The 12744-nt window shown below is 42.7% G+C and carries 12 protein-coding genes; 2 read left to right on the forward strand and 10 right to left on the reverse strand.

The window, feature by feature from the left end:
- Positions 1-101 precede the first annotated feature (101 nt).
- The 3 genes from ITG09_08745 to matP form a co-directional block, all read right to left on the reverse strand.
- Positions 102-413: a hypothetical protein gene (locus ITG09_08745; protein UPR50814.1), complete on the reverse strand. Its 312-nt coding sequence runs from the start codon at positions 411-413 to the stop codon at positions 102-104.
- A 105-nt stretch (positions 414-518) separates the two neighbouring features.
- Positions 519-827, reverse strand: coding sequence for a DUF3634 family protein (locus ITG09_08750; protein ID UPR50815.1), 309 nt, complete (start codon positions 825-827; stop codon positions 519-521).
- A 23-nt stretch (positions 828-850) separates the two neighbouring features.
- Entirely contained in the window at positions 851-1306 is a 456-nt protein-coding gene (matP, locus tag ITG09_08755) for a macrodomain Ter protein MatP (protein ID UPR50816.1), read from the reverse strand.
- A 189-nt stretch (positions 1307-1495) separates the two neighbouring features.
- Between matP and ITG09_08760 the strand changes: the two genes are divergently transcribed.
- Entirely contained in the window at positions 1496-3148 is a 1653-nt protein-coding gene (locus ITG09_08760) for a Lon protease family protein (GenBank protein ID UPR50817.1), read from the forward strand.
- A 70-nt stretch (positions 3149-3218) separates the two neighbouring features.
- On the forward strand, positions 3219-3734 hold the full coding sequence (gene fabA / locus ITG09_08765) for a bifunctional 3-hydroxydecanoyl-ACP dehydratase/trans-2-decenoyl-ACP isomerase (GenBank protein ID UPR50818.1): 516 nt from the start codon (positions 3219-3221) through the stop codon (positions 3732-3734).
- 256 nt (positions 3735-3990) lie between these two features.
- On the opposite strand, the gene rmf is transcribed toward fabA, so the two are convergent.
- The 7 genes from rmf to pyrD form a co-directional block, all read right to left on the reverse strand.
- Entirely contained in the window at positions 3991-4164 is a 174-nt protein-coding gene (rmf, locus tag ITG09_08770; protein UPR50819.1) for a ribosome modulation factor, read from the reverse strand.
- Positions 4165-4325: 161 nt separating this feature from the next.
- The gene (locus tag ITG09_08775; protein ID UPR50820.1) at positions 4326-6077 is read right to left on the reverse strand and encodes a DUF3466 family protein; all 1752 of its coding nucleotides are present in this window, start codon (positions 6075-6077) and stop codon (positions 4326-4328) included.
- 9 nt (positions 6078-6086) lie between these two features.
- The gene (locus tag ITG09_08780; GenBank protein UPR50821.1) at positions 6087-8003 is read right to left on the reverse strand and encodes an ABC transporter ATP-binding protein; all 1917 of its coding nucleotides are present in this window, start codon (positions 8001-8003) and stop codon (positions 6087-6089) included.
- Complete coding sequence (locus ITG09_08785) at positions 7981-8241, reverse strand: glutaredoxin family protein (protein ID UPR50822.1); 261 nt, start codon at positions 8239-8241, stop codon at positions 7981-7983. Before ITG09_08785 ends, ITG09_08780 begins: the two co-directional genes overlap by 23 nt.
- Before the next feature lie 25 nt (positions 8242-8266).
- Positions 8267-10387, reverse strand: a complete 2121-nt coding sequence (gene rlmKL, locus ITG09_08790; GenBank protein UPR50823.1) for a bifunctional 23S rRNA (guanine(2069)-N(7))-methyltransferase RlmK/23S rRNA (guanine(2445)-N(2))-methyltransferase RlmL — start codon at positions 10385-10387, stop codon at positions 8267-8269.
- 509 nt (positions 10388-10896) lie between these two features.
- A complete protein-coding gene (locus tag ITG09_08795) occupies positions 10897-11445 on the reverse strand; it encodes a cell division protein ZapC (protein UPR50824.1) in 549 nt (182 codons plus the stop codon).
- A 206-nt stretch (positions 11446-11651) separates the two neighbouring features.
- Positions 11652-12662, reverse strand: coding sequence for a quinone-dependent dihydroorotate dehydrogenase (pyrD, locus tag ITG09_08800; protein UPR50825.1), 1011 nt, complete (start codon positions 12660-12662; stop codon positions 11652-11654).
- Positions 12663-12744: the final 82 nt, after the last annotated feature.

The raw sequence follows: 12744 nt of genomic DNA on the forward strand, positions 1-12744 counted from the left end.
TTGCCTTTATAACAAAACTAATATTAATAGAAATTAGAGATTGGTTCACGAAATTATTTCAATAAAATTAAGGTTATTTAGTTATAGTGCACTGTAAGCAGCTAATACGTGATATGTAACCGGATATACTTTTCTGGAAAACTGTATTTGAACCTTTTCTTCTTCGGCAAGTACTTTTTGGCCTGCTTGCAAACGTTGCTATCACCAGACGTTCTCACCTTTTTGATTCTTGCGTAACCTTTAGAGTGCTTCATCTCAATCATAAGATCGCAATAACCATCGAAATCAACATTGCTCTTGTTGAGCCCTTTCATGACGGTGACTTTGATTTTTTTAGCTATGGGATTAACCAATGCATCGTCGGCAAAAGCAACTGGGGATAAAAAACACAATAGGAATATTAGATATCTCATACTGCTCTCTCTTTGTTGAAGGTGAGAACAGTATGCGGAAATTCAAGGAAAATGAAGGATTAACTTAGTATGAGGATTGACCAGCTAACGCGTAAATCTCAACGACTACGCTTTCTTTGAGCCTTTAGACTTAAAACCATTATGTGGGAACACGTTACGAATACGTTGCTGTACGTTTTTAGGCACATCTTTAGTAAATTTGAGGTTGTAGCCAGAGCGTTTTGCATACACTTTTAACTCACCTTTAAAGGCGTTGTTGTGGCCAATTTCTTGAAGGTTGTGCTTAAAGCTCGGTGGAAGATGACCTTTAACTTGTTTGATCGCTCCGTCGCTAAATTTGATTTTTAATACCGGTCGATCAACAGCAACTAACCAAAAGACCAACGCCGCACCGATTAAGATTACGTACATCATAATGTCACCACTACTGTTGATGATTATTTATCGTCAGAAAGAAGCTTGCTTAAGTCTTCTTTGAGACTGGTTACTGTTTTGCTCGCCTGTTCACTACGGGACGCTTCGCTAACCAAATACTCGATGGCGTCAGATAGCGTACAGCCTAGCTCATTCGCTCGTTGAGATAGCTTTTCCCATACACGGTAATCAAGGTCTATTGATTTCTTCTTTGTGTGAACTTGTTCAGCATTGAAGTGGCGTTTTCGCTTAGCTCTGATCGCTTGTTTAAGCTTGTTATCGAGTTCAGGAGACATGTTGTTAGATATCCACTCAAGGACACCTGTAGGTTGATGTTCGAGCTTCAATAAGGCTTTAACAGCAACGTCAGCTTCACTTGAATCAATGTGGCAGGTGATCGGCTCACCTTCTTTCCATTTTTTAACCAGATAGTTCCATTTCCAACCACATTCCAAGTTTTCAAGTTGCTGATATTTCATGTCTAATCTCGAGAGTTAATCCTAGTGACAGCGTAACCCAGAATGGGCTATTTGACAATTATTGTCTTGGAAGAATAGACCAAGATCATACTTATGTTAGCTTAGTGATTAGTAACTACAACATAGAGCTACAAGCGAGATCGGTTTTTCTATATACTCGCTACCTCATTATCATAATCAGAAACTTAAATGACTCAAGTAGATTGGCGACATGTTACGCCTCAGTACGACGAATATAGCGCTCAATTAGAGCAATTCCCTGACATCTCGCCTTTCCCGTTTTCAGATATTCAACATAGATTCAAAGATGCGCTAACCCGCTTTGTCCGTTTGTCTAACCTTTCGCGTGTTTTACTTGTAAACGCTCCGGACAATTCGATCTATCGTCAAATGATTGTTGAATCTCTAGTCACTGCTTTAGATGATCACTCTCTACCGGTTATAAAAACTGAGTCTTTAAATGCTGTCTCTCTGTTTGACCAAGTTCAATCGAAAGACGGTAAGGTTATTGCGACAAAACCCGGCCTACTGGCTAGAGCAAACAACGGCTATTTGATCGTTTCAGCTAACTTGATCTTAGCGAATCCTGGAAGCTGGTTGCTGCTTAAATCAGCACTGCTTGGTGAGGCCGTAGAGCCTATCAGCAGCAATCCTGAGCATTTAAACCAATCCCCAACTTTGCCTCTGACTTACAACATTAAGTTGATTGTGGTTGGAGACAGAGCTCAATTAGCTGACCTTGATTATCTAGACAGCGATATTCAAACCGGTTTTTGCCTATTTAGCGAAATTGAACAAGATATCAAGCTCTCTGAAGAGACTTTGACTCAATATCTTGGTTACCTTAAGTGGCTTCAACAACGCTATGAACTGCCAACCATCACACAACAAGCGTTGACGGGCATTCTTACTGCCGGAGCAAGAGAGACTGAAGATCAGAGCTATATTCCATTATGCCCTATTTGGCACAATGCGTTATTGAACGAAGCTCTTATTGAAGCCGACAATGGTGAGATTGATATTCACCATATCCAACAAGCTCAACAGCACAAATACAACCGTGAATCGTACTTACCAGAACGCGCTCTGGATGATATTCGAGATGGCCAAGTCATTATCGAAACCGAGGGTGAACAAGTTGGCCAAGTTAATGGCCTGACGGTTATCGATGTTCCAGGACACCCGATCTCTTATGGTGAACCTGCACGAATTTCCTGCGTTATTCACTTTGGTGATGGTGACATTGCCGACGTAGAGCGCAAAGCCGAGCTGGGCGGTAATCTTCATGCTAAAGGTATGATGATCATGCAAGCATTTGTGAGCAGCGCACTAAACCTTGAAGATCCGTTGCCATACGCTGCTTCTGTTGTGTTTGAGCAATCGTACTGCGAAGTAGACGGGGATAGTGCTTCTCTTGCTGAGCTTTGTTCTCTAGTGAGTGCTTTGTCTGAATACCCTATCAATCAACAAATTGCGGTTACTGGTGCAGTTGACCAATTTGGTCGTGTACAAGCTGTTGGCGGGCTAAACGAGAAAATCGAAGGCTTCTACCATGTGTGTAAGCACAACGGCTTAACTGGTGAGCAAGGCGTGATCCTTCCTAGATCGAATCTAAGACACCTTACATTGAAGCCTGACCTTATTGAAAGCATTAAGAATGAAGAATTCCATATTTGGTCTGTGTCTAATGTAGACGAAGCAATTCCTCTCATTATGAACAAGCCATTTAGAGACGATGAACAAGAAAGCGTTCTGAGTAAAATAGCGGAACGTATTGAAAATTTTGAAAGACATGAGCACCCTATTGGAATCGTTGGACGCATTAAAAACTGGTTTGTCTAGTACTGATCGGACTTGTTTAGCGTACACCTGTTCACTAATATGCACCTATCAAAAATCGGAGTAATTGATAATGCAAAACAAACGTGATTCTTACACTCGCGAAGAGCTTCTAGCATCAAGCCAAGGCGAACTATGGCCACAAGGCCCTCAACTACCAGCACCGAACATGCTAATGATGGATCGCATCACTAAGATGTCTGAGACTGAAGGTGATTACGGTAAAGGTTTGGTTCTTGCTGAGCTGGATATTACTCCTGACCTATGGTTCTTCGATTGTCACTTCCCGGGTGACCCAGTAATGCCTGGTTGTCTAGGTCTTGACGCAATGTGGCAGCTTGTTGGCTTCTACCTTGGTTGGGTTGGTGGCGAAGGTAAAGGTCGTGCTCTAGGTGTTGGCGAAGTGAAATTCACTGGTCAAATTCTACCTACAGCGAAAAAAGTAACTTACGAGATCCACATGAAGCGTGTTGTTAACCGTCGCCTAGTTATGGGACTTGCGGATGGTCGCGTACTTGTTGATGGTAAAGAGATCTATGTTGCTAAAGATCTGAAAGTTGGCCTTTTCCAAGATACGTCAGCATTCTAATCTGTTAGTTAGATTTTTAATAAAGCAGCCCATGGCTGCTTTATTTTCATTTTAATGAATTTAGTTATAGTGCATTAAGGTATCAAAACCTGCTTGTGGAATAGGTTAAATCCACCAGCAATACGCTCTTATAATAACTAAACTATAGTACTTTATAGCTCTCTGGGGATCTTGGTACTCGTATGAAACTAACAAGGCTCCAGCCGTTGTAATCAACAGACAATGGAGCCTTGGCCTTTAATTCTTTTCGCCCTATCTACTTATAGAGACCTGATTGCTTGTCATCTTTGGCGTCACGCCATCCACCTAACCAATAAGACCGAGAATCCATTTGGCTATATGGACAAGCTTCTTGCGATCGTCCATTTAAACCAGCCTTGTAGCCTTGAGATTGTGCTCGTTCTAGTCGATCACGCTTTTGTCTCTTCATAGTGCAGTCCTCATACGGGTGTTCCACTTACTAACATACAATGATTACAACTTAACGGAGCTTTTGTGACTCCAATTTTAAGAATCGATCAGTTTTCAACTTTTCTCAAGGCGAAAAAAAGCCCGAGTTCATAATTGTGAACTTGGGCCCAAGAGATAAAATTATTTAAATTTTCTACGGAACCCTAACAGACCAAGCACAGTCAAAGTTAACCAACCTAGCCCGGCACCTTGACGATCGACCTTCTCGGTGTCAGTGCTACGAGCTATGATATCCTTTTCGGTAGCCCCACTGATAGGAACCAACTTAACCGCGACAACCTCTTCAACTGCGTTGGAAGCAGCCCCGCCACAGTACGAGTTATGTGCAGTTGTGTCATAGGGTTGCGCTTTACCATTTACAGTACACTTAATGGCAGTTCCCGATATAACACCAGCATCATTAATGTCTGTCGCATCGATCACGCGGAAATAATTATTATCGTTAGAGTAGTCCTGACCATCAGTATTAGCGCCATTAGTTAAGTCATCTAACCACCATGATTTGCTGCGAAAAACCCCACTGTAACGTTCCGTCAACGTGCCAGGAACAACATAATCATCATCTGGATGTGATTGGTATGGGTAAATAAAACCACGGTGGCGACGCTCACTGCCATCTACTTCTCGAATTGTCTCAGCATCAATTTGCCCGACAAATTCATTAAAGTTGTTTACTGCTTTTGCTTCACCACCAGATCCAGTAAAGAAAATACCACCGGTTAAGAATGTTGCACTAGGATTAGAAGCATCTTTAACAAAGAAAGCTTTGTTGGCTGCACTTCCACTCTCAGGAACATATCCATTTCGCTTGGCGTAGCCAATAGCAAACAAGTTGCTATTGATGTCAGTAACCACAGAATTACTGTATCTAGCATCATCATTAGATGAGCCAGAATTAACCTGTGCGCCGATAACCTGCTTAGTCGTCCATGTTGCGCTAGTAAGATCTAATGAATCACTAACAAAAACACTGGCATTCATGTCTTTTAGGTCGCCATTACCACTCTTGGTATTATAACCAACACCGTAGAAAACAAATCCTGACTCTACGATTGAACGCATGCTACCTTGGGCAAAGTAGTCACCTTTTTGAGCGCTACCACTAATCCATTCGATTTCTTTGGTTATAGTTCCGTCCCAAATCGCCGCTTTTGAGCTAAAGGTTGTATCCGAAGTATCAGTTTTCGGACCTTGAGTAGATACACTACCTACGTTGTAAACAGTACCGTTACTTGCTTTTATCGCACGCCACGCACGTGTTTCCGAGGTACCATCTGGAGCTACGGAGTCGGTGTGAAGCGCATTATTACGAATATCACCCTCAGATTTAACCCCCAAAGGCTCAACTTCTGAGGCATCATTAACGTAAAGTGAATTAATAACAGTATTTCTATTTTCGAATGTATCGCCGCCTTCAACAAAAGCTTTCGCATTTACGTGAGTTAGATCATTTCTTTCCTTACTCCAAGTGTTGTTCCAACGGTTTTCTGCCCAACTTTCACATGTAGAGTATCTCAGCTCTCGATAACAATAGTTTTCGAAATCGTCACGCTCTTGAATGTACTGAAATGGTGCATCCATTGCGAATGGAACTTCTTCACGATAACTTACCGCTTCAAGCGTATCGCGAGTCTCACCAGCAAGTTTAAATGTACTATCGGTACAGTTGGTCGCAAGTGAATCGAAGCAACCCAACGCAAGCTCATTCGTTCCGTCTGTCGCAACACCAGGTTGTATCGCCACACCATAGATTTCAGATGCACCGGTAATCGAAGGAGTAACTTCAACTACCTTATAAAGCGCAGCATTGGCATTAGTTGCAGCAAAAACTAATGCCGCAACTGTCGTTAATTTAAATTTAGTACAAGTCATTATTACTTCTTAACTTTCCTGTTGTAGTGCCTCGAGCTCTTCCCAGCGCTCAAAAGCGACTTCAAGCTCCTGCTCTGCTGCAGATAGCTTATCTAATACTGGTTGTGTCTGCTCTACAGGTTTTGAAAAGAAGCTTGGATCGTTGACTTCTTCCTGAAGAGTTTCAATTTGAGTTTCCAATTCTTCCAAGCGCATTGGTAGCGCTTCTAATTCTCGTTGTAGCTTATACGATAACTTCTTAGGTTTAGCCTTCACTGCCGCAGTTTTGGGAGTTTCCTCAACTACTTTCTCAGGCTTTGATGGCTTTTCAACCTGTCGGTACTCTAATGCCTGCTTTCTTTGCTGCTGAGCATCGTGGTAACCACCAACAAATTCTTCAATAACGCCATTACCTTCAAAGATCCAACTTGTCATCACTGTATTATCAACAAACTGACGATCGTGACTCACTAAAAGAAGTGTACTCTGATAGTTGGCAAGCAAATCTTCTAAAAGTTCCAAAGTTTCGATATCTAGATCGTTGGTTGGCTCATCGAGAATCAATAAGTTATTCGACTTAAGGAAGATACGAGCTAATAACAGACGGTTTTTCTCACCACCAGACAGCGCTTTAACAGGAGTACGAGCACGTTTAGGAGAGAATAAGAAATCTTGTAGATAGCTTAGTGCATGACGCTCACGTCCGCCTACAGTCACCTCTTGCTTACCATCAGCAAGGTTATCGATAACCGACTTCTCAGGGTCTAAGATTTCGCGGTATTGGTCGAAGTAAGCGACTTCAAGCTTAGTACCACAATGTAGACGGCCTGAATCTGGCTTAAGTTGATCGAGAAGCAGTTTAAGTACCGTACTCTTACCACAGCCATTAGGACCGATCAGAGCAATACGATCGCCACGCATGATGTTGAAGCTAAAGTCTTTAACAATCTCTTTGCCTTCAAAACCAAAGTTAAGATTTTCCGCTTCGAATACAATCTTGCCTGAGCGTTGACCATCATCAATCTGGATGACCGCTTTACCCTGCACTTCACGACGATTGATACGTTCTTCACGCAGCTTCTTGAGAGCACGCACACGGCCTTCATTACGAGTTCGACGAGCTTTGATACCCTGACGAATCCAAACTTCTTCTTGAGCAAGCTTTTTATCAAATTCAGCGTTCTGCATTTCCTCAACACGCAACGCTTCTTCTTTCTCTAATAGGTAGTTTTCGTAATCACCCGGGAAAGAGCTCAGTTTGCCGCGATCAAGATCAACGATACGTGTTGCCATCGATTTTATGAAAGCACGGTCATGCGAGATAAAGATGATTGAACCACGGAAGTCTTTCAGGAAGCCTTCTAACCATTCAATAGTCGCAACATCCAGGTGGTTAGTCGGTTCGTCTAGAAGTAGAACGTCTGGATCACACACTAGTGCACGAGCAAGTGCCGCTTTACGTTGCCAACCACCAGACAAATCGGTCAGTTTGGTTTCAGCAGTCAGCTTAAGCGCCGCCATTACGTTACTTACGCGATCTTCGAAACGCCATGCGTTTGCGTGATCTAACTGCTCTTGAACGCGAGTAAGACGATTTAGGTTCTTTTCACTAGGGTCAGTACCAATGAGATCCAAAAGATCATGATAGATCTTCAGTTGCTCGCCAATTTCAGCTAAGCCACCAGCAACGTAGTCATAGACTGTACCTTGCTCATTACGCGGGGGATCTTGCTCAAGGCGAGACACAACCACATCTTGTGTGATTTGCATCTTGCCGTCGTCCATGAGGATGTTCCCAGACAGGATCTTCATCAATGTAGACTTACCCGCGCCATTGCGTCCTACTAAACACACACGTTCGTTTTCTTGCAGCGCGAAATCCGCACGATCTAATAATGGGTGATCGCCAAACGCTAATTGCCCATTATGAATTGTAAGTAATGCCATTCTTCTTTAACCAATCATTAAGTTCTAACAAGCCAAATGGCCAGTTAAGCTCTGAGCTTTGAGAAAGGTCAGAGCTTTCAAATTTGAGCACCGGAATAGTGACCCCGTAACGGGAAAAAAGCTCATCATCAAATGCAATGTCAACAACGTTGACGTGATGGCTAATGTTTAACTGTTCCGTGAGTTGGAATGCCATCTCACATAGATGGCACCCTTCTGTACTGTAGAGAGTCAGCACTATATATCCTTATACAATCTCTTAACTACTTATGTGTAATCAACCAACAGTTATGAATGTGCTTGTTGCGAGAGAAGTCCAAAGGAAGTGTCTTAGCTGAGATGTTCTGAGCCTTAAGACCTAACTCATCGAGAGCTTCCAAGTCCATTTTGAAGTGACGCTTGTTGTTAGAGAATACAATCGTGCCTTCTTCACGAAGAAGACGCTTAAGGTTCTCCATCAATTGAATGTGATCGCGTTGAACATCGAAAGATTGATCCATACGTTTAGAGTTTGAGAACGTTGGTGGATCGATAAAGATCAGATCGTAAGAGCCCTGCTCTTTAGCCAACCATTGTAGACAGTCAGCTTGAACAAATTGATGTTGACGACCAACACGGCCATTAAGCTCCATGTTCTGTTTTGCCCACTCAAGGTAGGTATTCGACATGTCAACCGTTGTTGTAGAGCGAGCGCCACCCACAGCAGCATGAACAGATGCACTACCAGTGTAAGCAAACAGGTTTAGGAAATCTTTACCTGCAGCCATCTCACCGATACGACGACGAGTGATCTTATGATCTAGGAACAAGCCTGTATCAAGGTAATCATGAAGATTAACAATCAGCTTAACGCCGTACTCGTTCACTTCTAGGTTAGATGAATCTTGAGCCATCTTCTGGTATTGAGAACGACCCTTCTGTTTCTGACGAACCTTAAGCACGACGTTGTTTGCTTCAACGCCAGTTACTTGAATAGAAGCACGGATGATATCGGTTAAGCGACGCTTAGCTTTGTCTTCCGGCACATCTTTCGGTGCTGCGTATTCTTGAATTACAAGGTGACCCGGGTATACGTCAATCGCTACATTGTATTCTGGTAAGTCAGCATCGTAGATACGGTAGCAATCTAGTTGCTCTTTCTTAGCCCACTTACCGATCTTGCCGATGTTCTTTTTAAGACGGTTCGCGAAATCAGGTGCAATTAGCTGCTCTTGCTCGCCCGTTGGACGTTCTGACATCGGACGATCTGAAATTGAGTAGTTCTTTTGGTGACACGGTAACGCACCGTTATTCAATTTGAACTGTTTATCTGCACGCATGCGTAAGCAGCTAAGTAGTTCATCTGAACTAGAGAAGATAGACGCGTTACAACCACCAAATTCCGCTTTAAGCTGCGCGCCGAATGCGGTGTAAAGAGCAATAAGACCCGGCTCTGTGCCAAGACGCTCACCGTAAGGTGGGTTAGAAACAATCACACCATCAGTAAACTCGCTAGGACGCTTAAGTTTTGCAGCATCACCTACTTCGAATTCAATCAGCTCCTCAACACCAGCACGACGAGCATTGTCACGCGCTGTTTTGATCATGCGTTCGTCATTGTCATAGCCATAGAACTTACATTCTACTTTCTTAACACCACGACGACCTTGAACGTTCGCTTCAGCTTTCACTTCAGCCCATAGCTCTGGTTCGAAATCTTCTAGTGATTCAAAACACCACTTTTGTCGTTTAACACCTGGAGCCATATTTGCAGCCATCATTGCCGCTTCAATCACTAACGTACCTGAACCACACATAGGGTCTAGGAAAGGCTTAGTCGCATCCCAACCACTACGAAGAAGAATCGCTGCAGCAAGAGTTTCACGCAGAGGTGCGCGACCTGATTCGGGACGGTAACCACGTTGGTGAAGACCGCTGCCCACCATATCAACACCAAGAATCGCTTTATCACGGTGTAGACGAACGTGAATTCGGATGTCTGGGTTCTCTTTGCTGATAGAAGGACGAGGTAGAGACTTCTTCTCGAAGCAATCAACAACGGCATCTTTTACTTTCATTGCACCGTATTGGCTATTACGGATTTCGTTGTTTGTACCATTGAAGTCAACAACAAAACGTTTAGAGCTATGGAATTGATTTACCCAGTTAACCGCAGTGGTTGATAGGTACAAATCCATGTCGTCCATACAAGTGAATTCAGAAAGGACACGTACAAATCGAGAAGCCAAACGGCTCCACAAACAACAACGATAAATTTGCTCATTGGTGGCTTTGAATTTAACACCTGCTTGAACAGGTTTTGCGTTTGTAATCCCTAGTTGGGTTAGTTCTTCAACTAATAAATTCTCAAGGCCATTTGAGGTAACCGCTAGATATTGATTCATAGTGTTCTTTTATTGATAAAAATGAGCTCGATTATACCTGAATTTGTAACTAGAGCATCACACTAAACGCGTCTTTTCATTGAATCTTTCTTCTAACTGGCTAGCAAACGCACAGCCTTGAAGCGATCGCTTACCCACACACCCTTAGAACATAAGACTTATCAATCCAACACGATTCATGACCCAATACTGCTCAAAACGACAATGTGAATTTATATTCACCCTTGAATTGGTATATACCAGGTGAGATTTATAGGTGAAAGTTAGCTACAAATGGGCGAAAACAGGGAATAAAGATGGGTAAATTACACTTCTAGCGATAAAAACAGGCAGAAATTAAGGTGAAAAAATAGTCGTAAGTTCACTATTTAAATGGTTGAGCAGTGATGTATTTATCAGGATGAGGTTTTTTAGGCACAAAAAAATCGGCTATTAAGCCGATTTTGGGGAAGGTTTGACAGGTTCACGCGTTGCGATGTGTGTGAGAAATGATGGTTTAGATTGAAAGGCTAACCGACCATCGCAATGTGCGTTTGATGAAGAATAGCGTTCGCGTCTATCATTCTATCGTGCATCACCTTTATTGAGTCTCCAAATCGAAGCCCTTTTGAAGGCGTTAACAGGAACTCTTCTAGGTCGACAAATGCGCATAGACTCGCACACTCTCCCACTTCTAATACAATGAAATAGCCTAAGCTATGCTCGTTATTCATTTGTACAATATCCCCTTCCTGAGGATATTCATGGCCAGCGCCTTGTGAGTCGAAGAACCAACTCTTAGGCTGTACAGGCTTATGGAAGCGCTTTGCTGCCACACAATAGAGTGCTAATTCAGCTTGACGAGGCTCAGACAGTTCTAAGCCAGAAATTTGTTCTTTGAAGGTTTGGTATGAAGATGCGTCATCAACGGTGAATTCATTATCTCTAAACGCGCAGTCCACCAGCTTATTGCGGACCAGATTCGTTTTGAAAATCATATCCTCTCCGAGGTTTAGCATTAATGAACATTGCTGCTCATCGTAATACCAACTCCATGTATCGCTAGGTTTAAGCATCATTTCGTCTCACACTGTTGAACCATTCCATTAGGTAAAACGCAAAATTACCTTCAATTACAGTAATTTTACTGAGCAATAGGCAAAAAAAAAGAGGAAATGAATTCCTCTTTCTTGTCGCTTTTCTCTACAACTCAGTGAGTTACAGTGTCTCTTTTATTAAGACGATGCCAGATTGTCGCTTTTCAGAAATAAAAGCGTCTTGCCGTTTAAAGATTTTTAACGATGTCGCCTACAAGGCCTGGACCTTTGTAAATGAAACCAGAGTAAACTTGTACAAGCTTAGCGCCTGCCATCATTTTCTCTTTTGCAGCAACATACGAATCAACACCACCTACCCCGATGATCGGCAGTTGGTCACCAAGCTCTTGATAAAGTTTACGAACAACTTCAGTACTGCGAGATTGAACTGGACGTCCACTTAGGCCACCCGCTTCGTCACAATGCTTCATGCCTTCAACGATTGAACGATCCAATGTAGTGTTTGTTGCGATCACACCATCGATCTTATTTTTGATCAATGATTCACAAATTTGGCTGATTTCATCGTCACTTAGATCCGGAGCAATCTTAAGAGCAAGAGGAACATATTTACCATGCTTCTCTTCTAGTTCAGATTGTTTCGTTTTGAGTTCAGACAATAGATCGTCTAGTGCTTCGCCGTATTGAAGAGAACGAAGTCCTGGAGTGTTTGGTGAAGAGATGTTCACAGCAATGTAACCAGCGTATTGATATACCTTCTCCATACAGATCAAGTAATCTTCAGCGCCCTTTTCAATTGGTGTGTCTTTGTTCTTACCGATGTTGATGCCTAAGATGCCGTCGTAATTCGACTTCTTAACATTCTCAACAAGGTTATCAACGCCTAGGTTATTAAAACCCATGCGGTTGATGATGCCTTCTGCTTCAACAAGACGGAACAAACGAGGTTTGTCGTTACCCGCTTGCGGACGCGGAGTAACAGTCCCTACTTCTACGAAACCAAAACCCATCGCGCCAAATGCATCAATACATTCGCCGTTCTTATCTAGGCCGGCAGCAAGGCCAACTGGGTTTTTAAAAGTAAGACCCATGCACTCTACAGGTCGGTGAGGTAATTGTTGGCGATAAAAAAGATCAATAGGTGTGCCTGTGAAGCGTTTGAAATTTTGAATTGCAAGATCATGTGCCTTTTCGGCATCAAGTTGGAAAAAGCCAGTTCTGGCTAGACGGTAAAGCATTGTGCCTCCGATAGAAAAAAGCCCCGTGTAAACGGGGCGATATTATTTACTTATTTACCCAACTATTCAATCTATTACTGAC

This window comes from Vibrio cyclitrophicus (assembly GCA_023206055.1).
Classification (GTDB): domain Bacteria; phylum Pseudomonadota; class Gammaproteobacteria; order Enterobacterales; family Vibrionaceae; genus Vibrio; species Vibrio cyclitrophicus_A.